Consider the following 21,338-nt stretch of genomic DNA (forward strand, 5'->3'; position numbering starts at 1 on the left):
GGTCTTTTCGTCATATTACTTAGATTGTGTTTAGGGATAGGTTTAGCTAAAGAGTTTGTAAATAGCTGTATTTATATTTTTGCTTATTGACATTACATGATAATATAAGATAATTGAATATAGAAGATCACTAGTGAATATTGGATATAATTAGAGATGACGGGAGTATACAAGTATGAGTGAAGAAGAATCCAATCGTCGTTCTTATCACAGTCCCCTCCGACGTCAACAACAGGATATAACTCGGAATCAAATTATGAAAGCAGTTGCCGAGATAATTAACGAAGGTCGTATACTATCCTTCACCGTTAAAGATGTGTCAGACCGTGCTGGCGTTTCTTACGGTACGGTATATCGTCACTTCCCGACGCGGGAGTCACTTTTAGAGACTCTTTATGAATATGCGTCGGAGAAAGTTGGACAAGAATTTTCATTAAAGTCGACCTCGATTGAGGAGTTGACTCATGTTTTAAGGAAGACGGCAGAGGCATTTGAAGAGAATTTTACTATACTGCAGGCTTATACTATGGCTTTGGCGGCAAATAACATTCAACCCTCAAGCAGACGAGAGCGTGATAGGAAATATCTCGAAATGGTTGCTGAAAGCGCTCCTTTCTTGGCTCCGGAAGTTGCTGGGCAGATCGCTGCTATAATTTCACACCTCCACAGTTCACTAACCTGGGTTACACTTAGGCAACGATTCGAGCTAAGTGCTGAAGATACAACGGATGCGTTGACATGGGCTATTCGGGTGCTAATTCAAGACTTAATACAACAAAAAGGAGAAGCATAAAAAGGTGCTTGCCAATCATACGATAGTGTTTTTTAGAGATACTTGCACTAACTTTATTATCGAGAGGGGGAGCTGCGGATGAAACAATGGGTTTGCTTTTTTAGTGAATTGGGATCTGAGGAGCAGCCTTATGCCGGGGGTAAGGGCAGTACATTAGCGCGGCTTTATAAAAAAGGGTATTCTGTCCCAAATGGTTTCATCATCATGCCGTCTGCCTTTGATAATAACGAATTGACTCCTGAAGCCCGGGCAGATGTCCAGACGTGTTTTACAAAAATGCGTAAGGATTACGGTGATATCGTCTTTGCTGTCCGTTCATCCGGGTTATCTGAGGATTCTGTGATGGCGTCCTTTGCAGGCCAATTTGGCACAGTACTTAACGTTTGTTCAGATGACGAACTCTGGGAAGCCATCCGAACGGTACGCCAGTCGAGGCATAGTAATGAGGTACAGGCTTATAGCGAGGTGAAAGGTATAAACGTATCTCATGAAATGGCTGTAGTCGTGCAGCGTATGGTCCAAGCAGAGATCTCGGGCGTTCTGTTTACAGCTAACCCTGTTACTGGCAACTGTAATGAAATGATGGGAAACTTTATCGTTGGGTTAGGTGAAAATCTAGTTTCTGGTAAAGCTGATTCGTATACTTTTATATTGGAACGACAATCCAGCACTTGGCAAAAAGTTTATGCTGATGTGCCTAGGGAGTTAAGACAATATGCCAGTAAGCTTCGCAAATTAGGCAACCGATTGGAAAAGGAACTTGGCTGTCCACAGGATATAGAATGGGCGATTAACGGAAGTAAGCTGTATGTGCTGCAATCTCGTCCAATAACAACGTTAACGGGGTACAATCCCGCAACCGGTGAGTGGAATGATAGTATGACTGGCAGTTACCTGTGGTCCAACGTGAACTTTGGTGAAGCAATTCCTGAAGTGATGACCCCTCTCACTTGGACTGTGCAAAGCAACATATACGAATCATGGGAGCTGATCTCTGGATATCAATCGTCTGGAAATATCGGAGGCAGAATTTATCTTAACTTAAGTATCTATGCCTCAGTCCTGCATAGTTTAAGAAGAAGTAAAGAGGACATTCTTCGTTTTCTTGAAGGATTATTATATACACGAATTCCTGAAAACATGGATATACCCGTTATCCGGATTTCTAAGACAGCAATACTTTCGGTTATTTATAATCTCATTAAAATGTATTTTAAACAAAATACAGCTGTGAGAAAGTCATCCCGGTTCCTTGCAACAAATTCTTTGTGGTGTGACAGGATTCGAGAAAAGATCCAAAGAATAAAAAACAAGGATGAACTGTCTTTAGTGTGGGATCGTGAGATATTGCCGCATTTAAAGAATACTGTTTGGTATGTTATGGGCAGTGTTACTCAATTCTCCGGCTATGCCATGAAGCTGCGCAGGGAGCTGACTGAATTAGTCGGAGCGGATGATGCTGATACGCTTATTTCTGGTCTAAGCAGCAATTCAGACGTGAAAGATGGTTCAAGACTGCTGGCAAGTCTTGGACCAGTTCTTGGTATTTCCAAGGTTTCGTGTGGAGAGATGGAACGCGCTGAATATTTAGCTCTTTATGGACATCGGGGACCCAATGAGTTCGAACTATCTGTTCCTCGTCCGGTAGAAGATTCTGATTGGCTTGATCAGCAATTAATACAGTTTAAAAAATCACCAGTAGACATAGAAGCACTGTTGTTAAAAAAACATGACGAATTTGACGCCGCGTGGAACCGTTTCGCAACAAGCAATCGCCTAAAAGCACATTTCTTTCGTCGACGAATACGTAAGATGGCGCTAAAAGCTCGCATGCGCGAAGCTGTTCGTTCTGAATACGTACGTGATCGTTGGGTTGCCCGTAATTTTGCACTCCGCGCGGGGGAATTGATAGGCATCGGGGATGATATCTTCTTTTTAACCATTGATGAGGTATTAGATGTACTATCTGGCAACAAGGAGGCGGTGAAGTTTATTCCCGCCCGGAAGGAAATCCATCAAAGGTACTTGGAGTTGCCTGCCTATCCCTCTATTATATGTGGACGCTTCGATCCGTTTCATTGGGCTGTAGATCCTCAGCGGCGCAATGATATTTATGACTCTTCTGGTTCTTCCATTGAACCAGAAGACTCTTCTCTTGATTCGAACCGAAATATTATAACTGGTTCAGCAGGCTCTGGGGGTCGAATCGAAGGAGTAGTTCGCTGTCTGAACAGAATTGAGGAAGGGGAACAACTGGAAGAAGGTGAGATTTTGGTTACTTCCCAAACGGACATCGCTTGGACACCGCTCTTTCCTCGTGCAGCAGCCGTTATCACCGATGTGGGAGCACCACTCTCACATGCTGCCGTCATCGCCCGTGAGTTGGGGATTCCAGCAGTTGTGGGCTGTGGCAACGCGACCATGTATTTACGAACCGGTGATCGTGTGTTTGTCGACGGCGGGCAAGGTATTGTAAAGATTTTAAGTACTAATAGAGAAATAGAATGACATGTGCGATAATCCGCACAGTTCTGTGAGAGGGGCTTGTATGGAAGAAATTAATTCGGATAAAGAGCTTAATCTAAATGTTAGCCTTGAGGCAAACGATCTAAAAACATATTACTACTGGATTGAGAAGAATAACTTTTTCAAACGACCCACCTCGGTGATAGTCCTGGTTTTGGTAATAATGAGTATTGTACGAATAATAATGAGCCTTGTACAAGGTAGAATTTATAACGTTTATGCCAATAATTTAATCGTATTAGTTGGAATATTATTTTTACTTAGCAGAGGAATATGGAGATTCATATATATCAATAAGATTACAAAAAAGATATTTGACTCTGATAAGATAATACAGAAAGAACAAATATTTAAGATAACTTTTACAACGATAACAATTAATTATGGGGAATCTATATCTAAAATTACTTGGGATGAAATATACCGCATTCGTGAAACAGAAAAGCAATTTTTAATCTTTATTGCTATAAACAAGCCAATAGTTATTCCAAAGAGATTCTTTGAAAACCCTGAGGATATATCTTTACTAAGGGATTTTAGCAAGAATGTTTTACCTAAATAGATAGTCAGAGTGCTGCCATTTGCTTTATGACAGCACTCTTGACTTAACCTTTTAATTTTTATGTAGATTACCTATTATTGAGTAACAGAAACGAACTCCCCGTAGGACTGAACCGGAGTAATATGACTTAAACTTTCGCCTGCTACACGCTTGGCTTGCATGTTTGTAATAATGTGTTTAGATACGATGTTGAACCGTCCTTTAAATGGTGTTTTAACTAATACTTCTATACCCGCTTTCATTCGGTCAAGCATATCTTGTGTTGAAGCACTGAGGTTTTGAGTATCAATAACAACATAGTATTCGGATGGATTAAATGTTTTTAACCTCTTTGATAAATCTTCCATGTAGTTGCTGCTTTCTTCCCGTGATATTAATCCTCCCATAGTGATTATAAATGCCTTATGACTGGGTTTCATTTCAAACTTATACATGTTAAAACTGCTCCTTTCAATTTCATTTAACTGTGTTTAGAATACGATTCTTAATTGAAATCTAGCTGAAAGGAACTTAAAATTTAGCTGAACGATATTTGAAGGTTAGCTGAAACTTTTTGGTTCTAAAGCGGGGCACGATCAAGGTATTGAAGAATAAGTTAAATATTATAAAAGGAGACGTGTAGGGAGTGATGAAATACCATGAGCAATATATATCTCGCTTTAGGCGATTCACTAACAACGGGTTATGGAGTTGAACCAAGTCAATCGTTTGCTTTCTTATTTTATCGAAACCTTGCTGTGTACGATCCTGATCTTAAATATGTAAACCTTGGGGTGAACGGTCTGACAAGTCATGAATTAGCAGCTTTGGTGTCTCAAGAAAGGACCTTCCTCTTAATTAAGCAGGCCAAAATTATAAGCATTACTATAGGCTCGAATGACTTGCTTGCAGTTGGGAAATCTCTTATCATAGGCGCGGGGGCGAATATTGACCTTACTCTGGGGGACTTAAACCATAATCTTTTAGTGATCGGCAGCTTTATCCGCAGAGCTAATCCTTCAGCCTTAGTCAAGATTGCGACAATCTATAATCCTTTGCCGCCAATGAATAAGCAGTCGACTGTATTAGCGGAAGGACTGGTCAAAACATCTAATCGAAGTATTCGCAAGATGGCAAGAGAATATCGATTTATCGTTGTCCCAGTAGCGAAGGCGGTTAGCGGACAGGAGCAGATATTGCTGGGACCGGATCTCATCCATCCTAATTACCTGGGTCATAAGTTAATTGCCGATCTATTGGTGAAGTACTAACTTAGAGCAGGTGGATTTGAAAACAACGGTAAAAATGAAGATACGTTTTCCTTTTTCATCGCAATTGAAATTTCCCTGAATATAGGAATCTGACTAATTTCGCGTACGGCAATCGACGGAGACTGAATGCTCTTAGCAACGATAGAAGGCAAAATCGTAATGCCATCTCCCTGATTCACGTAGCTGATAAGCGATTCTGTCAAATCAAGCTCAAGTACAATATTGGATGTGACTTTCATGCGATTGCACTGCTTGCGTATGGAAGCTCGAATGGTGCACGGATCTTTATAAAGAATCAGTCTTTCATTCATGACTATGTCGATGAAATTGATTTCCTTTTGGGTATTCAGAGGGTGTGTCACAGGGAAAACAACATAAAGCGGTTCGGTCATCAAAGGTATTACCGCAATATTCTGCTGCGGCTCAGCATTTGAAAGCAGCGCCATATCAAAAATACCGTTTTTGATTCCATCCACGAGTTCCTCATTGGAAAGCCGCGTATCGACAATCACCTGGTTTCGGCCGTTCGCTTTCAGTTTATCCATATACTGTGGGAGAAAGTAAGAGACAAGGTTGGCTAGCCCGCCGATATGCAATTGGCGGACCTCCGTAAAATGCCTGACTTGATCAATGACATAGTCAAGATCGTCCAGAATGCCGCAAATCTGCTCATAAAAGTATTTTCCCTGTGGTGTCGGTTCCACTCCATCATAGGTTCGCTTGAGCAATTCGCATTCAAGGCTTTTTTCAAGCGATCGAAGTTGCTTAGAAAGTGATGGCTGTGACACATAGAGGTGTTCAGCTGCTTTATTTAGGCTGCCATAGCGGACAATTTCCATAAAATATCGGATTTGTTCAAGACTGATCATATTGCCCCTCCTTAAGCAGCTATGCCTTTTGGCTATATCCATCATGCGGAACGGATATTAGTCAAAAGTTAAAATGAAGTTTAGACTAAATCCAAGGTCATTATTTAATGATACTATATCACCGCCCGCTCTTTCAGTCCATCATAGAGCGACCTGCCGGATGATGATGCGGATGGGAAAAGGAGTAATTAAAATGAAAGTCATCGGAATCAATGGAAGTCCACGTCCAAATGGCAATACCTCCATAATCATCAAGGAAATCTTTAAAGAGCTTGAAAGAAGCAATATTGAAACAGAGTTGGTTCAGCTTGGAGGAAACGCTATCTGCGGCTGCACTGCCTGCGGCATGTGTTTTAAAAGCAAAAATGGACGCGCGCAATGCAAGGCGATGTAATTAATGATATCATTGAAAAAGCAGCTCATGCCGATGGTATTCTACTTGGATCGCGGGTCTATTTTGCCGATGTGACCCCAGAGATTAAAGCCTTTATTGAGCGTGCAGGCATGGTTGCTTCAGCAAATGGCGATTTGTTTAAGCATAAGATCGGAGCATCGGTCATGGCTGTGCGAAGAGGCGGTGCAATGCAAGCATTCGATACGATGAATCATTTTTTGCACTATACGCAAATGTATCTTGTTGGCGCAAGCTATTGGAACATGGTATATGGCAAAGAAATTGGAGAAGTAGAGAAGGATGCCGAGGGCATGGAAAATATGCGGGTTTTAGGTGAAAATATGGCCTGGCTGCTCAAAAAAATAAAGTCCTAAGTTTTAATTGCGCGCATGACGGCAGCCTGGTGTTTGACCAAGTGCTTATGCGAGCAAGAACGAATCTTTTTACCATATCTGTGCTTAATGTGATCGAGAGAATATCGATTTTCATTGTCCCGGTAGCGAATGCGTTTAGCGGAAAGGAACAGATGTTGCTGGGACCGGATCTCATCCATCCCAATTACCTAGGTCACAAGTTAATTGATGATCTATTAGTTAAGTACTAACTTAGATTACTGTCCTCTAAAAAGTGTTTAGGGGGCAGTTTTTCCTTTTATATTCAAAAACTTAGAAAAACCTTAATAAAGTCCACTCCCTATGAATTTTGAGTTTATATCCATAGATATGTAGGATTATGCAACTTGAACGGAAAGAAGGTATAGGCTTAAGATATAAAATGTGTGTGTCGTGTTATAGTACAAAAATATTATAGATCCTTTTTATTGGTAAAAATTGCCTTGTGTTATAGTACAACATTTACCAGAGAGCTAAAAGTCGAGCTGGAGGAAAGAGTATGTTTAACCGAAATTTGAGAATCGAACGTATAATACGCCGAAGTACCTTCGGGTTAACCTTATTCACAGCGATAGCAGGACTAGGATTATTAGGATGGAGTTTCTGGGAAGGCACGGAAGTTTTAGGGTGGAAACCCGATGGACTGACTGCCTTCTTCCTTTTTATCCTTTTCCTCGGACAAGGGATATCCTCCCTATACGCGATGAGTTACATGAAGGAATATGAAGGAAAGAAATCTCTTTTTCCTTTTGCTGTATCCTGGATCTCTTTTTTGGCAGGGATGCTTGGAGTTTTGCTCGCAGCCGATGGATTTACTTTCTTGGTCTTTTGGGAAGTGATGTCACTTTTTTCGTTCTTTCTGGTTATGTATGAACATGAAGAAAACCAAAATCGGCGTTCAGCTTACATTTATCTGGTGATGACTCATGTCGGTACAGTCTTTTTAACCTCTGTTGTTTTGTATATTTATGCAAAAACAGGATCGTTTTTGTTTACGGAATGGGCAAAATATACCCCTGACCTGAGTTTGATGGAACGAAATCTTCTCTTTTTAGGGCTGTTTATTGGATTGGGTACGAAGGCTGGGCTCGTACCCTTTCATATTTGGTTACCCTACGCTCATCCTGTTGCACCGACTCCCGTGTCTGTGCTGATGTCCGGAGTAATGGTCAAAGTCGCACTTTATCTGATGCTGCGGCTGGTTTGGCTCACACTTGCCCCCATGGAAGCATGGTGGGGCTGGCTCTTACTGGTTACGGGTATCCTATCTGCTTTTGTAGGCATCCTCTATGCCTTAGTTCAGCAGGAGGTTAAACGAACGCTGGCATATTCGACCGTAGAGAATGTTGGAATTTTAGCCATTGCGCTAGGGACTGCAATGTTGGCGCAAGCGTATGGGTATGCCGAAATTGCTCAGCTTGCATTAGCAGCCTTCTTTTGGCATACACTGCAGCATCTTTTGTTCAAATCAACGTTATTTATGGCGGCCGGCAATCTGATCCAAGCAACGCATACGCGAAGGCTGGAGCAGCTCGGCGGATTGCTTAAACGTCTTCCTCAGACCGGTTTTTGGGCCTTGTGCGGAGCCTTGGGTTTAGCGTCGCTGCCTCCGCTTGGCGGATTTTGGGGAGAATGGCTTTTGTTTCAGGCACTGTGGTTAACAGCACGACAGACAGGCGGAGGATGGATTAAGCTGACAGTTCCACTGGTTATTGCAGGATTGGCTTTTGTGTCTGCCTTAGCCTTAGCCACGATGGTGAAATGGTTTGCCAGTGCTTTTTTAGGACAAGCTCGGAGTTCTGAGGCGAAAAACGCTGAAGAGCTACCTAAACCGCAAACGTGGTCGTTGGGAATTGCTATAAGCCTTGCAATAGTCGCGGTCTTATGGCCTAGTCAAGTGCTGAATCTGATCACTCTCCCTGTCCGCAGCTTGTTTGCAACCTCATCAAGCTTACTTTTTTTAACCTCACAGAGTATGGTTTTTAATCCTTCGGCAGGATCAACTTTGCCCGTTTTTATGGGTTTCTTTGCATCGATAACGTCATATGCGCTTTTGCTTCTGGGTGTGACAATGGTTCTCTATCTCCTTACCCGAGGACACCGGCGAAGCGTGGGTGCGACGTGGAACTGCGGAACGCCGCTTACACCACGCATGCAGTATTCGAGCTTGGGGATTACGATGCCTCTGCGCGTCTTTCTTAAACGAGTGTTAGGGTCGAAGCTCGTTATTAAGCGCGAGTACTCAGGAACGCGTTATGTTTTGCGGACGCTCAGTTATCAAGGTAAAATTCGCGAACGGTGGGAAGAAATGTTCTATCGTCCATTTACACGCCTCTTACTCTGGTCTGCTGACCGAATTCGGGTGCTGCAGACCGGAAGTATTCATCTTTACCTTGGATATATGTTAATTACGCTGGTTATTGTCCTTATTTGGTCATTGTAAAAAGGAAGGAGTCAGAGTTATGTCATTGGCTTTCGGGAAAGACCTTGCAAATATCTTCTTTTCACTGGGTCACGTTCTCGTTCTCTTTGCGTTAGCTCCGCTTTTGCAAGGGTGGATCAAGAAGGTGAAGGCGTTCTGGCAGATGCGTAAAGGTCCGTCTCTTTGGCAGCCTTATCGTGATCTGTATAAGTACTTTCGGAAGGAAGAAGTTATATCAGAGCATGCCTCGTGGATTACCCTCGTTACGCCTGCGCTCGTTCTCGGAAGTTCACTCCTGGCTGCGTTAGTCATTCCGAATCCTTGGGGCTGGGCACCGATGAATCAATACGGGACAATCTTCTGGCTTGTGGCCAGTTTTGGGTTGGCACGGTTTTTCATGACCTTGGCCGGTCTGGATGCGGCAAGCTCCTTCGGCGGAATGGGGAGTAGCCGCGAGTTGTTTGTTGCGGCCTTGGTTGAACCCGGTTTTGCTCTGAGTCTTATTGTTCTCGCTTTGATGAGCGGAACAACGTCCTTATCTGAGCTTGTTTTGCAGCTTCAGGGAATATCTTTGTTTGAAACCCCTCACTTATTGGCAGTACTCGCCTTGGGCTTTATGGTGATTGCTGAAATGGGGAGAATTCCGGTCGATAATCCAGATACGCATCTTGAACTGACAATGATTCATGAAGGCATGCTTTTGGATTATTCAGGACACTCTCTCGCATTTTTGAACTGGGCGGAACAATTGAAGCAGCTTATTCTGCTTGAACTATTAGCGATTTTATTGGGAGCGGGAAATATCTGGCTGAATATCGGCTTCGTTGCCGTATTGGGTGCCCTTTTTGCCACCATTGAAAGTTTGAATGTTAAGATGCGCCTCTTTCGTATTCCCAGCTATTTGGCTGCGGGAACTGCTTCCGCTGTACTCGCTTTAGTGACGCTTTGGATTATGAAAGGGGGAATTTGAGATGGAGTTAACGACGTTTGAGAATCTTGAAGGGCTTCTGTTTTTTATCCTTTTGGGGACGGGGTTGGCCATTGTGGGGAGCACAAAACTTACGAAGGCCTTAAACTGGTGGACTTGGCAAGCTGTTTTGCTATCACTGCTCGTTTTAATGGAAGGATTCAAACATACTGAATTTGAGATGATCGGAGTAGCCCTCCTTTCTTTGGGTATCAAAGGGGGAATGATTCCCTGGATCCTGCGGCGTACAGCCAATCAATCGAATACCCAATGGGTAGGCGAAATTTTCCTTAGACGAACATCCTCTGTAGTAGTTGCCGCTTCTCTAACTGTGCTGGCTTACATTATTACTCAACCTTTGCTTACTCTCGTTGAGCCAAGACTGCGGAACGGTTTAGCCATTGCCTTTTCGCTGCTTTTTTATGGACTTCTGCTGATGATTATCCGCAAAGTGGCTTTGGTACAGGTTTTAGGAATCCTGATGATCGATAATGGGATTTTCTTAGCAGGTTTTCTCCTGACGAAAGGAATGCCGTTGCTTGTGGAAATCGGGGTTACTTTTGATATCTTGATTGGTGTCCTGATCTTTGGGGTTCTCGCTCAGCGAATGATTCAAAAATTCGATTCCTTAAATGTTGAACACCTTAATTCGTTGAAAGGGTAGGAAAAGCTGATGTTTGTTGTTGTTGCCTTTTTTGCAGCACTCGCTATGTTGATTTCAGGAGAACGTGTGTATCTGAAGGGAATGAATGGGCTTGCCCTTTTGGGGTTGTTTGGATTCGGCGGAAAAGTCGTGCTGACGGTTTTTACTGAAGGTGCCCAAAGTATCTGGGGAGGCTTCTTTTATTGGGATGCGCTGAGCGCTTTGCTGCTTAGCGTGATTATCATCATCTCGGATTATGTGGTTTTATTTTCCCAGAGCTATATGGAGCAAGAGGTCGAAGAAGGGAAAATCCCGCGCAGCCGGTTGCGTTGGTATTATTTTTGGATCTGGATGTTTATCGGGACGATGCTTTGGGTCGTCAGTACTCCAAACCTTGGGCTGATCTGGGTCGGAATCGAAGGAACAACCCTTGCGACAGCTCTTTTGGTCGGGTTTTATCGTGAGAAAGCAGCCATTGAAGCCGCATGGAAATACATTGTTTTATGTACGGTTGGGATAAGCTTTGCTTTGCTTGGAACGCTGCTTCTCTACGCTGCAGCGGGGCGGGTAAATGGCTATAGTTTATTGTCACTTGACTATCGATTACTTCTGGGTTGGGCTGATCAATTGGATCCGGCTTTAGTCAAATTGGGTTTTCTCTTTGCCTTTATAGGCTATGGGGCTAAGGTTGGGTTCGCTCCGATGCACCCCTGGCTTCCTGATGCACACAGTCAGGCCCCATCTCCCGTAAGTGCACTTTTATCCGGGGTTCTTTTGAATTGTGCGTTATACGCGATACTGCGTTGGCATATTCTCGTTCGTCAAACATCGATCGGACCGGACTTTTCAGGAAAACTTCTGGTTATATTCGGACTGATTTCCCTGGGCGTTATGGTCGCGTTCATACTTTTACAAAAAGATCTGAAACGCTTGCTTGCCTATTCCAGCGTGGAACATATGGGAATCTTAGCTCTTGGTTTTGGACTAGGGACACCGCTGGCGATTTGGGGTGCTTCCTTGCATTTACTCCTTCATGCTTTAACCAAAGCGAATCTCTTTGTTGTCGTGGGAAGGATTGTGCATAAAACCGGAACGCGGCAGATCTTAAAAATGCGCGCCCTGATGTCGCTTTGGCCCTACAGTGCTTTTCTTCTTCTCATGGGGTTCCTCGCTATTACAGGGACTCCTCCGTTTGGAACCTTTCGGTCAGAGTTTAGTATTTTAGCGGGTCTGTTTGCTACAGGCCATCCCGTGCTGGGTTTCTTCGCTTCGCTCTTTCTCACCCTGATTTTTGCGGGTTTTCTATATCACTTTATCGGAATGCTCTTCGGTAAACCCAGCGAGCATCAACTGGATAGTCAAAGAGAGAGTTGGAGGCCAATCCTCTTAGGGGTACCGATTCTTGTCGTTCTTCTTTTAGGAATTTTTATTCCTGAGAGTATTAATCAGGCGCTCTGGCAGGTCGTAGAGCTTATTCAAGGAGGTGGGGAGCATGGACAAGTTACAAGCATACTTTCAAGCGCGCGAGGATTCTGAGATCGTTACGTGGACAAAGCAGGAAGGGTTTGTTTGGATTAACCTCAATAATTTTCCCCATGTCTTGAAGGAGCTCTGCAGTAAAGCTAAGTTAGGTGGAGTTGACTCAAATAGACATCACTCAGGTCCAGTGCTCCTTACCCATATCGCCAATGATGAACGGCAGCTGGGACGAGGGTTTGTCATTTATCTTATTTTGCATTGGAGTGGAGACTCGGAGGATTTTACGTTGACCATGGCGGCAAAAAATATTGAAGAAAGCTTTCCGTCTTTGACAACGGTTTGGCCGGCACTGAACTGGGCAGAACGGGAAGCTCAGGATTTGTTTGGACTGAAAGCCATAGGTCATCCTGACCCGCGTCCGTTAGTTCTCCATCCGGGCTGGCCGGAAGGATTTTTCCCTTTGCGCAAGGGAGATTCCGATGCACATTTGCATGACAATGATTTTGTGCCCAAAGAATTACCGATATCTCCCGCTCAAGGGGAAGGAACCTTTGAAATATCCGTAGGTCCTATTCACGCAGGAATTATCGAACCCGGACACTTTCGCTTTCAAACGATTGGCGAAACGATTTTACATATCGAAGCCCAATTATTCTATACTCATAAAGGAGTCGAAAAGCTTCTGGAAGGGAAGGATCTCTTCGAAGGGCTGAAGATCGTTGAACGAATCTGCGGTGTCTGTACGGTCAGTCATGCTTTGGCTTATTGCGAGGCTGTGGAGAAACTGGCAGATTTTCAGCCTTCCCTCAGGGTGCTGGCTTGGCGTACGATCTTAGCAGAGTTGGAGCGGTTGTATAATCATATTGGGGATATCGGCAATATCTGTGCAGGTGTAGGGTTTGCTCTAGGAAATGCCAATGGCCTTCAATGTAAAGAACAACTTCAACGATTGAATCGGGAGATATTTGGCCATCGCTTCTTGCGAGGATCCGTTATACCGGGCGGGTTTAAAGGGATTCCGAATGCAGAGCAAACAAAGGCCTTGCAAAATCGCCTTCAGGAGATCAAGGCGGACTTTGATGAATGGATTCCTTTGATTTTGGAACACGACGGTTTTCGACAAAGGGCTGTAACTACCGGAGTGCTGAAGCGGGAAAGTGCCCTGGATTTGGGCGTAACCGGACCCGCTGCTCGGGCTTCAGGAGTAGCAGTGGATTGGCGGCAGTGCCATACTCATCTTTTTTATCCAGAGCTTGATATTGAGCCTCAAGTGGAAACAGCCGGGGATGTTTGGTCGCGCCTTATGGTTCGAGTTCGTGAGATTACGCAAAGCTTTGAAGTCATCGAGACCATTCTCGAAAAGGTGAAGGTTATAAATGAGGCGGCTTCGTTAGAAGAATCTCATTTGGAAGGTCAGTCAGAAAACGAAAACCAATTAGATAAGAAGATAAAAGCAGAGAAGACTGATTTTTGGGAAGCGTGGGAAAAGAACGTGAAACCCTTTTCGTTTGCGTGGGGATGTGCTGAATCTCCACGGGGGACGGATGTGATCTGGCTGATGGTCGATGAAAACCGAAAGATTTATCGCTGCCGGATTCGTTCAGCTGCTTATGCAAATTGGCCGGCAGTGCCTTTGGCTGTTCTCGGCAACATTGTTCCAGACTTTCCTTTAATCAATAAGAGCTTTGAGCTCTGCTATAGTTGCTGTGATCGGTAGAAAGGAGGAGAGTGCGTTATGTGGAAATTACTGAAACGAAGCTTAAAAATGGGACGACTTACGGATAAGGGTATGAATGAAGAGATACCCCATTCTCAGTCTCAGTCACAGTTACAGTCACCCAATCGTTCCTTGCATATTCGGCATCTTGATTGTGGGTCTTGTAATGGCTGTGATTGGGAGATGTCTGCACTCCTGAATCCCGTGTATGACCTGCAGCGCTTTGGTTTTGATTTTGTCGCGTCTCCGCGTCATGCAGATATTCTCATGTGCACAGGTCCGTTAGCCACTCAGCTGAATCAGGCAGCAACCACAACTTATGAAGCAACTCCACATCCTAAGCTCGTCATTGCAGTTGGGGATTGTGCGATTAACGGGGGAGTTTTTAAACAAGCTTATGCCGCTCATTCAGGAGTGGGTGAGGTCTTGCCAGTACATGTTAAGATTCCGGGGTGTCCGCCAACACCAGAGGATATGCTTAAAGCGCTTCAAAAGTTAACGGAGAAGGATCTAGCCTAATAGGGTTTTAAATAAAATCTATTTGTAATAAAAATGACCAGAGCTAAATTTTAGACGCTCTGGTCATTTTTATATGTAAAATAATTAGGTGATAATGCTTAAAAATTCAAGCTGTCAATTTACAGAGATGTTTTGGATTTTCATTCGCTCTGCTTCAATACCCCTGCCATGCGGGCAGTTTTGCCAGAATGCGGACGGCGGCGTCATGAGCCGCTTGTTTGTCGAGCCCCTGCGTTTGGATCAGGAAATCGGCAGTTCCTTCCACCTTTTCGGGATAGGACTGCATGGAACCGTCCGGTCTTGCGCAGTAGACACAGTAATTCTTGCTTTCGTCGCCCAGCGGATAATCGGCAGCCTTGGTCATGGGCATCCCGCAGGCAATACACAGTTTCATGGAAGCTTCCCCCTTTCAGCAGTTTTCGAACGCTTCCAGCGCAGGAACCAGGCAATGGGCAATGCCTTGCACGCCGGATACGGTAAGCGTTAGGAGAATGGTATCCCGGATTTCATCCCGCGTGGCCCCATGGGATTTCGCCATGGGGACATGAGCGGCCACCGCTCCCGCATCACCCTGGGAAGCCTTGATGCCGATATAGACGAGCTGCTGCATTTTCGGGTCCAGCCCGTCTTGTGATGAAATGGCGCCGATCAGCCCGTTAAAAGCAGCGGCGACTTGTGGGGCTTCGCTCTGAAATGCCTTAAATGGATTCTGATTCTGCATTTTTCATCTACCTCTTTTCATAAAATCGACGCCCAGCCGGGAGAATTCCTGTTTTCCTGTTTCGGTCAACCGATAAACGGTCGCCTTATCTTCCTCCCTCTCAAACCAGCCGAGCTCCTGCATGCGCTGAAACAGCCGGTTTCCAAGAGTTCCGCCGAGGTGACCGTAACAGGATTTTGCTTTCAATATCTTTGGGGAGAGTTCATCCATTTACTTTTCCTCCTTTGCCGTTAACAGCTTCATAAAACTTTGGATCAGTGTTCCACCGTATCTCCGGATGACATGGCCCTCCGGAGCGAACAGATCCCCGTTTGCCAGGTAATAATGCACCAGCCCCATCCACATATTAAATAGCAGGTAAGAAGGGATTCCGTCACTTTGAGAAGACTTTAGCTCCCGTTGCACTGCCTGACTGAAATGAAAAGAAATGGCAGACTGGATCGCGATAATGCTGTCCTTTGCACCGGTTGGCAGCAGCCTGTTTTCGATCACAAGCCGTGTATAAAACGGCTCAAACTCCATGATCCCGTGGAGGTGTGCCCGCAGCAGCTCCGACAGATGCCCGCAGGACTGTGCAAGCGTATGGGTGCGCAAGGCAATCTTTTGCCCATAAACAGCGACCACTTCCTCGATCATCGCTTCCTGTGACCTGAAATGAACGAATATCGTTCCATGGGAAACTCCTGCGGCCTGCGCAATGTCCGACACGCGAGTGTTCATTATCCCCTTTTCCGAAAATACATTATATGCGGTTTTCAAAAGCAGGGCTTTTGTCTGCTCCTTTTGCAGCTCGCGAGCAGTTTTTTTCATATAATGACCCCTTATTCATTGACTATACAGTCATTGTAATGTATGCATAAATTTCTGTCAAGTGAAGTGTGTTCTATAGAGACGACTTGCTTGGTGGATTCTGTCATTTTCATATTGACAAATCATACTGAAGTGATTACATTTGGCAGGGATGCTGAGTACATGGATTCAAAGTTGGCTCCACTTGTGAAGAAGGGCGGGATAATCGCTCTGGCTTTCCCCGGCCTGAAAGAAGAACTTAATGGAGCAATACCAAGCGAGATGGCACTTAGCTGGCCGGCTGAAGATATTGAAACATGGCATTCATGCGAGTGGTGGAAATCGCTGCTTAAAAAGTCATGTGAAATTACAGTTGAGTCAATCAGTGAGATGCAAGGCTTCGATGAGTATTGGAATGATTGGCTATACTGCACAAACGAGTTTAGCGAACATGCAAGGCTAGACCGTGCCGCAATGGAGGCAGGCGCTGGAAAATACATGAATTTTATTTCTGTAATAGCAAGCAAAATTTAAAAAGGGTCTTTTTCTTCCCGACAACTAAGTTGTCGTATTCCTTGACAATATTGATTGATTGTTCTATTGTATTAGAGATACTATTGAAAGAGGTGTCTGTTTGGAGATTGTTCTGTAAGGAACACGTATTGCATAAGGGCTAAAAAGGCGATTTTTGGTCGCTTTATTTGTCGTGCAATAATGTTTCATACAGGACTATGTCAAACAGTACTTTTGATAAAAGAACTGCTTGGGCATAGTTATGTGACTATGCCCTATTTATTTTGCCATAATACGTGTTCCGCCCTATCCGTTACAAAGATTACAATAATGAAAGAATTTTTTGAATAATGAGGTGTGATATCTTGAATCATATAATCCGCTACGGCGCAAGTGAGCGCTATTTTGCCGAGGCGACTCTCTATCCCAATCTATGTCTGGCGAGAGTAGTTTCACAATATAAAGACCTATATAAGATCGTCACTGAGGGCGGGGAATGCTTGGCTGAGATTTCTGGAAAATTTCGTTACGAGGTAACTGAGCTATCGGAGTACCCTGCAGTGGGTGATTTTGTTATGGTAGACCGAACCGAAGGCAGCTCCGGCAACGCCATCATCCATCGGGTACTGACACGGAAGAGTGTCTTTGAGCGTGTAGCTGTGGGGTCTGAGCATCAAACTCAGGTGGTTGCCGCTAACATTGACATAGTGTTTATTTGTATGTCTTTAAATAACGACTACAACCTGAGTCGGCTGGAACGCTATCTCTCGGTGGCGTGGAACAGCCGAGCCACCCCGGTGGTCGTACTGACAAAAGCTGACCTATGCGAAGATTTGCCCAGCGTTATGGCTGAAATATCAGCAGTAGCTCCCGGCACAGATGTGTTCACAACCTCAAGTCATGATCAGGCTTCCTGCGACAAGCTGTTGCCCTATTTGCAGCAGGGGATGACGGCTTCATTTATCGGATCGTCTGGCGTAGGGAAATCTACGCTAATCAATCGGCTTGTCGGACAAGAACTGCTGACTACATCGCAAATTCGGCAGGATGACAAGGGCAGGCATACCACCACCTGCAGGGAACTGCTGGTTCTGCCGCAGGGCGGTATTGTCATCGATACACCCGGTATGCGGGAACTTGGCGTGGAAGCGGTCGATTTGTCCAAATCTTTTTCTGACATAGATGACTTGGTAACCAAATGCCGTTTTCGGGATTGTACCCACACCACAGAACCCGGCTGTGCTGTTCAACAGGCGCTTGAAGCAGGAATACTGAATTCCAGGAGGCTGGAAAGCTATCAGAAGTTAAAGCGTGAAGCCCTGTATGACGGCCTTTCTTTCAAACAGATTGAAACCAAAAAGCTCAATGCAATGTTCGAGAACGCGGGCGGTATGAAAAAGGCAAGAAAATTTATCCGGCAAAACAATAAACGAAAAGGAGAATAAAATGGAATATAATAGAAGCAATAAGTACGACACTAAACTTGTTCGCAAAAAAATTATGGGACCGAATCCTATCAAGCTGGAAGAGGAACTTTTAATGAATCATCAAATTCCGCAAGGCGCGATGGTGATGGATCTCGGCAGCGGACAAGGTTTGACCTCTGTCTTTCTTGTGAAGGAATATGGTTTCCGTGTATTCGCAACGGACCTATGGAGCAACCCAACTGAAAATAAACAATTTTTTGATCAAATGGAGCTTACAACGGAGCAGATTATTCCAATCCATGCGGACGCTAACGACCTTCCTTTTGCCGAAGAAACCTTCGACGCTGTGATTAGCACGGATTCCTATAATTATTTCGGCCGTGATCCCGAGTACCTCGGGAAGCATTTGCTTCCATTTGTAAAGCACGGCGGTTACCTGTACATCACCGTGCCCGGAATGAAGAAGGACTGCCATGATAATCTTCCGCCAGAGTTACTGCTCTCGTGGACCCCGGAGCAGCTTGATTATCTTCATGACACTGCTTATTGGACGAATATTATCGGCCAGACAGAAGGAATTAACATTCTTTCGATCCACGAAATGGAAAGCAACGAAGAAGTCTGGAACGACTGGCTTGCCTGTGACAATGAATACGCGCAGGGTGATCGAAAATCGATGGAAGCCGGCAGCGGTAAATATTTGAATTTTGTTGCCATAATACTGCAAAGAAAGTAATCCGTAAATTGCAATTTTAACCCAATTGAATCGATTAAATATTAATAAGGCAACTATCTATTGTGAGATGGAATAGTGTTTCAAAAGATTTCATCAGTAAGTATATTTAAAATTGGAAACTTCCCATTATCCATATAACATATTTGGTAAGTCTCAGGGGGGAAGGGATATCAAGGGTTCGAAACTAAGGACATCAGGCCATGCATGGCCTGATCCAGCCGCCTTTCTACTTCATACCAATTCACTAATTGCCACCAGGCGTTAACGTAGTCTTTGCGCCTATTCTGATAATCAAGATAGTAAGCGTGCTCCCAAGCATCCATGACCAGGATGGGGATACTACCCGCTTGAAAAAGATCCTGGTGTTTCTCAATCGTGAGTATTTCTAACCTTCCCCAGGCCGGTTGCCAAACCAGCAAAGTCCAGCCAGACGCTTCAACATTTATGGCTGCAGCGCTAAACTGTTCCAAAAAGCTAGTCAGACTGCCAAAATAGTTAGTGATATGATTAATAGTTTGAGCCCCAGGTGTCTCCCACCTATTCCTGATGGGAGCCATCGATGTCCAGTAAATACTGTGCAGGATATGCCCTGAACCGTGAAAAGCCAATTCGCGTTCCCAGTGCTTGACCAAAGTGAAATCCCGCTTTTGCCGTGCCTCAACCAACTTCAGCTCCGCTTTGTTTAAACCTTCTACATAGCTTTTATGATGTTGATCATGGTGAATTCGTAATATTGTAGAACTTATTACAGGTTCAAGAGCGTTGTAAGCATAAGGCAGCTTTGGCAACTGGTGTTGCCCGGGTGGCACCATAGAATATTGCATAGTGATATATCCCCCCAATAAACAAGCTTTAAGTTTAAAGAAATTTACTCTTTGATAAAATACGTACTTGTGTGGAAGTTGTGCTTATCTAAAAGCTTAGAAGAGGGCTTTCTTCATTTTTTTGATGTCCTTTGTCGCGAATGAATTATCCATATAATAAGATAAAGCAGACTCTGCCGAATTGTCTTGGTTTATATGAAATAAGGGGAACGACCTCAGGTTCACTTGTTGTAGACATAAAAAACAGCCGAACCGGCTGTTTTTTATGTCTACAAATATTTCATTCGCAGCATTTATGATCTTTTACTTTTTCCACAAGCTCGGGTACCATATCAATGAGTTTTTCTAAGCCACCGGCTTTTTTGATGGGAAGAAGTTCTACTTGATCTCCCTTAATGACGAGAATTGCCGAGGCAGAAATTTTCGCACCAGTACCTGCACCACCACCTGTTCCGCCAATGCCTTTCTCATCGGTTCCGCCGCCACCGCCTGTACCTAGACCGAAAGAAATATCGATGAAGGGTATGATTGTTGTTTCCCCAACGTTTAAGGGTTGCCCGACAACGGTTTTGGATTGCAAGAAGCTTTCCAGTTTTTCAAAAAGACTATTGATGTTTTCACTTGTACTGAAATTATCTGACATACTGAGGTCCTCCTTTAATTTTTCGTTTAAACTTAGAAATAAATATATTTCGAATTGGCTCAGAGATGAGGAACCCTATTATGACGAGTATGAGATAGGGAATCCAGATCCTTCCACCAATCAAAAACCTACCTTCCATAATTTCTTCATCGAATACGGGTTGTATATCAATATCATATTTGTCCAAAAACATATAGAACTGACTTTTCAAAGCATAGAGCAAGCCGGTATACATCGGATCACTAAATCCCACTTTGACGTAAAGGAATAGTTTTTTTGGCTGAGAGTGTTCGAGTATTTTAAATACGACGGAAAGTGCTTTTCGGATAATGGGTGGCTTTAAGTATTCCCTCCAATGAGAAGGCTTTGTTCGTTTGACTTTCTTGAGGTTTTTAATAGCTTCAAGTTCTTTCTCTTTTTGGGGTTCCGTTTGGGTTGATTTTTGTTTGATATTGACTTTCTTGTTTAAACCAAAGAGTATAAGATCCATTTGCATCTTTTGTTTGGCGTGCCGGCGAAAATCAATTTTTATTCCGCCAAAGAGCCAAGAAATAGAGCCTTGGATCTGGGATTCTTCAAGTTTTTCACCCGACACATGATAGTGATAGGGTATAAAAATAATCATGGTCAGAATCACTGCTACGCCCAGCAGTAGATAACTTAATATCGAAAAAAATAACATGCTTGCCTCCATAAAGTCTAAAATACGGTTTGCACAGTTATTTTGCTAGAAGTAATTTTGTGCTCTTAATTAATCCTTTGGAAACTTTTCTGATGACAGATGGTGTTGCTTTCAAGCTTTCTTTGACGAGATTATTGCTTGCTGTTGCCCCAGGGACATAATCAAGAAATTTTCCTGCTGTCCTGATATTGTTACGTTGGATGTTGATCAGGGCTGTGACTGTGCTTTCGGAAGCTTTACCGATGGTTTGTTTTAGTAGGGAGTCTTTGATTTGATCCAGTTCTACAGGAAGCTCAATTTCATAATTCGATTTATCATTAAGGTCCCAAAAAAGAAGTTTGAGTTCGGTTAACTCTTTTCGGCATTCCTGACAACTTTTTAAATGTTCTTCGACAAACAGCTTTTCTATCGGCTCAATAACGCCTTCCAGCAGGTCTTGAAGTAAATCCTTATCCAGTTTGCAGTCCATT

26 protein-coding genes are annotated in these 21,338 nt (G+C 43.9%); 16 read left to right on the top strand and 10 right to left on the bottom strand.

From position 1 onward, the window contains the following. Nucleotides 1-175: 175 nt before the first annotated feature. From ACHOLT_RS06910 to ACHOLT_RS06920, 3 genes are all read left to right on the top strand, one after another. Nucleotides 176-793: a TetR/AcrR family transcriptional regulator gene (locus ACHOLT_RS06910; RefSeq protein ID WP_425806770.1), complete on the top strand. Its 618-nt coding sequence runs from the start codon at nucleotides 176-178 to the stop codon at nucleotides 791-793. A 78-nt stretch (nucleotides 794-871) separates the two neighbouring features. After that, on the top strand, nucleotides 872-3,301 hold the full coding sequence (locus ACHOLT_RS06915; protein ID WP_425806771.1) for a PEP/pyruvate-binding domain-containing protein: 2,430 nt from the start codon (nucleotides 872-874) through the stop codon (nucleotides 3,299-3,301). A 40-nt stretch (nucleotides 3,302-3,341) separates the two neighbouring features. Further along, nucleotides 3,342-3,881, top strand: a complete 540-nt coding sequence (locus ACHOLT_RS06920; protein ID WP_425806774.1) for a YcxB family protein — start codon at nucleotides 3,342-3,344, stop codon at nucleotides 3,879-3,881. A 74-nt stretch (nucleotides 3,882-3,955) separates the two neighbouring features. Here the strand turns inward: ACHOLT_RS06920 and ACHOLT_RS06925 are convergent, their stop codons facing one another. Continuing rightward, nucleotides 3,956-4,315: a hypothetical protein gene (locus ACHOLT_RS06925; RefSeq protein ID WP_425806775.1), complete on the bottom strand. Its 360-nt coding sequence runs from the start codon at nucleotides 4,313-4,315 to the stop codon at nucleotides 3,956-3,958. Nucleotides 4,316-4,519: 204 nt separating this feature from the next. On the opposite strand from ACHOLT_RS06925, the gene ACHOLT_RS06930 reads away from it, so the two are divergent. After that, nucleotides 4,520-5,131: an SGNH/GDSL hydrolase family protein gene (locus ACHOLT_RS06930; protein WP_425806776.1), complete on the top strand. Its 612-nt coding sequence runs from the start codon at nucleotides 4,520-4,522 to the stop codon at nucleotides 5,129-5,131. Here the strand turns inward: ACHOLT_RS06930 and ACHOLT_RS06935 are convergent. Then, on the bottom strand, nucleotides 5,128-6,000 hold the full coding sequence (locus ACHOLT_RS06935) for a LysR family transcriptional regulator (RefSeq protein WP_425806778.1): 873 nt from the start codon (nucleotides 5,998-6,000) through the stop codon (nucleotides 5,128-5,130). The two genes, ACHOLT_RS06930 and ACHOLT_RS06935, sit on opposite strands and share 4 nt — an antisense overlap. 73 nt (nucleotides 6,001-6,073) lie before the next feature. On the opposite strand from ACHOLT_RS06935, the gene ACHOLT_RS06940 reads away from it, so the two are divergent. The 9 genes from ACHOLT_RS06940 to ACHOLT_RS06980 all read left to right on the top strand — a co-directional run bounded on the left by ACHOLT_RS06940 (nucleotide 6,074) and on the right by ACHOLT_RS06980 (nucleotide 14,533). Then, on the top strand, nucleotides 6,074-6,394 hold the full coding sequence (locus ACHOLT_RS06940; protein WP_425806779.1) for a flavodoxin family protein: 321 nt from the start codon (nucleotides 6,074-6,076) through the stop codon (nucleotides 6,392-6,394). Continuing rightward, nucleotides 6,379-6,768 (top strand): flavodoxin family protein, encoded by a 390-nt coding sequence (locus ACHOLT_RS06945; RefSeq protein WP_425806780.1) that lies wholly within the window; start codon nucleotides 6,379-6,381, stop codon nucleotides 6,766-6,768. The genes ACHOLT_RS06940 and ACHOLT_RS06945 overlap by 16 nt, the downstream gene beginning before the upstream one ends. Before the next feature lie 47 nt (nucleotides 6,769-6,815). Next, nucleotides 6,816-6,998, top strand: coding sequence for a hypothetical protein (locus tag ACHOLT_RS06950; protein WP_425806782.1), 183 nt, complete (start codon nucleotides 6,816-6,818; stop codon nucleotides 6,996-6,998). Nucleotides 6,999-7,285: 287 nt separating this feature from the next. Continuing rightward, nucleotides 7,286-9,229 carry a proton-conducting transporter membrane subunit gene (locus ACHOLT_RS06955; RefSeq protein ID WP_425806783.1) on the top strand — a complete coding sequence of 648 codons (1,944 nt, stop codon included), beginning with the start codon at nucleotides 7,286-7,288 and terminating at the stop codon, nucleotides 9,227-9,229. 19 nt (nucleotides 9,230-9,248) lie between these two features. Then, nucleotides 9,249-10,178 (top strand): respiratory chain complex I subunit 1 family protein, encoded by a 930-nt coding sequence (locus ACHOLT_RS06960; protein WP_425806784.1) that lies wholly within the window; start codon nucleotides 9,249-9,251, stop codon nucleotides 10,176-10,178. Between the two features lies 1 nt (nucleotide 10,179). After that, nucleotides 10,180-10,839 (top strand): hydrogenase, encoded by a 660-nt coding sequence (locus tag ACHOLT_RS06965; RefSeq protein WP_425806785.1) that lies wholly within the window; start codon nucleotides 10,180-10,182, stop codon nucleotides 10,837-10,839. A 9-nt stretch (nucleotides 10,840-10,848) separates the two neighbouring features. Further along, nucleotides 10,849-12,354 (top strand): proton-conducting transporter membrane subunit, encoded by a 1,506-nt coding sequence (locus tag ACHOLT_RS06970; RefSeq protein WP_425806786.1) that lies wholly within the window; start codon nucleotides 10,849-10,851, stop codon nucleotides 12,352-12,354. After that, nucleotides 12,311-14,014 carry an NADH-quinone oxidoreductase subunit C gene (locus ACHOLT_RS06975; RefSeq protein ID WP_425806787.1) on the top strand — a complete coding sequence of 568 codons (1,704 nt, stop codon included), beginning with the start codon at nucleotides 12,311-12,313 and terminating at the stop codon, nucleotides 14,012-14,014. Before ACHOLT_RS06970 ends, ACHOLT_RS06975 begins: the two co-directional genes overlap by 44 nt. 18 nt (nucleotides 14,015-14,032) lie before the next feature. Beyond that, nucleotides 14,033-14,533 carry an NADH-quinone oxidoreductase subunit B family protein gene (locus tag ACHOLT_RS06980; protein ID WP_425806789.1) on the top strand — a complete coding sequence of 167 codons (501 nt, stop codon included), beginning with the start codon at nucleotides 14,033-14,035 and terminating at the stop codon, nucleotides 14,531-14,533. A gap of 154 nt (nucleotides 14,534-14,687) precedes the next feature. Here the strand turns inward: ACHOLT_RS06980 and ACHOLT_RS06985 are convergent, their stop codons facing one another. From ACHOLT_RS06985 to ACHOLT_RS07000, 4 genes are read right to left on the bottom strand one after another with little or no spacing between them, the layout of a single operon-like run. Then, on the bottom strand, nucleotides 14,688-14,927 hold the full coding sequence (locus ACHOLT_RS06985) for a zinc ribbon domain-containing protein (RefSeq protein WP_425806791.1): 240 nt from the start codon (nucleotides 14,925-14,927) through the stop codon (nucleotides 14,688-14,690). Nucleotides 14,928-14,942: 15 nt separating this feature from the next. Continuing rightward, a complete protein-coding gene (locus ACHOLT_RS06990; protein ID WP_425806792.1) occupies nucleotides 14,943-15,254 on the bottom strand; it encodes a carboxymuconolactone decarboxylase family protein in 312 nt (103 codons plus the stop codon). Nucleotides 15,255-15,257: 3 nt separating this feature from the next. After that, a complete protein-coding gene (locus ACHOLT_RS06995) occupies nucleotides 15,258-15,464 on the bottom strand; it encodes a hypothetical protein (protein WP_425806793.1) in 207 nt (68 codons plus the stop codon). Next, nucleotides 15,465-16,064: a TetR/AcrR family transcriptional regulator gene (locus ACHOLT_RS07000; RefSeq protein WP_425806795.1), complete on the bottom strand. Its 600-nt coding sequence runs from the start codon at nucleotides 16,062-16,064 to the stop codon at nucleotides 15,465-15,467. Nucleotides 16,065-16,130: 66 nt separating this feature from the next. On the opposite strand from ACHOLT_RS07000, the gene ACHOLT_RS07005 reads away from it, so the two are divergent. The 3 genes from ACHOLT_RS07005 (at nucleotide 16,131) to ACHOLT_RS07015 (ending at nucleotide 18,719) form a co-directional block, all read left to right on the top strand. Beyond that, on the top strand, nucleotides 16,131-16,577 hold the full coding sequence (locus ACHOLT_RS07005; protein WP_425806797.1) for a hypothetical protein: 447 nt from the start codon (nucleotides 16,131-16,133) through the stop codon (nucleotides 16,575-16,577). A gap of 341 nt (nucleotides 16,578-16,918) precedes the next feature. Continuing rightward, nucleotides 16,919-18,001, top strand: coding sequence for a ribosome small subunit-dependent GTPase A (rsgA, locus tag ACHOLT_RS07010; RefSeq protein ID WP_425807922.1), 1,083 nt, complete (start codon nucleotides 16,919-16,921; stop codon nucleotides 17,999-18,001). Between the two features lies 1 nt (nucleotide 18,002). Then, a complete protein-coding gene (locus tag ACHOLT_RS07015; RefSeq protein ID WP_425806799.1) occupies nucleotides 18,003-18,719 on the top strand; it encodes an SAM-dependent methyltransferase in 717 nt (238 codons plus the stop codon). A gap of 170 nt (nucleotides 18,720-18,889) precedes the next feature. Here the strand turns inward: ACHOLT_RS07015 and ACHOLT_RS07020 are convergent, their stop codons facing one another. The 4 genes from ACHOLT_RS07020 to ACHOLT_RS07035 form a co-directional block, all read right to left on the bottom strand. Continuing rightward, the gene (locus ACHOLT_RS07020) at nucleotides 18,890-19,543 is read right to left on the bottom strand and encodes a superoxide dismutase (RefSeq protein ID WP_425806801.1); all 654 of its coding nucleotides are present in this window, start codon (nucleotides 19,541-19,543) and stop codon (nucleotides 18,890-18,892) included. Nucleotides 19,544-19,823: 280 nt separating this feature from the next. Continuing rightward, a complete protein-coding gene (locus ACHOLT_RS07025) occupies nucleotides 19,824-20,186 on the bottom strand; it encodes a GerW family sporulation protein (protein WP_425806802.1) in 363 nt (120 codons plus the stop codon). Then, complete coding sequence (locus ACHOLT_RS07030) at nucleotides 20,176-20,868, bottom strand: DUF2953 domain-containing protein (protein ID WP_425806803.1); 693 nt, start codon at nucleotides 20,866-20,868, stop codon at nucleotides 20,176-20,178. The genes ACHOLT_RS07025 and ACHOLT_RS07030 overlap by 11 nt, the downstream gene beginning before the upstream one ends. Nucleotides 20,869-20,905: 37 nt before the next feature. Next, entirely contained in the window at nucleotides 20,906-21,337 is a 432-nt protein-coding gene (locus ACHOLT_RS07035; protein ID WP_425806804.1) for a zf-HC2 domain-containing protein, read from the bottom strand. Between the last annotated feature and the right edge of the window lies 1 nt (nucleotide 21,338).

Source organism: Desulfitobacterium nosdiversum, assembly GCF_049860565.1.
GTDB lineage: Bacteria > Bacillota > Desulfitobacteriia > Desulfitobacteriales > Desulfitobacteriaceae > Desulfitobacterium_A > Desulfitobacterium_A nosdiversum.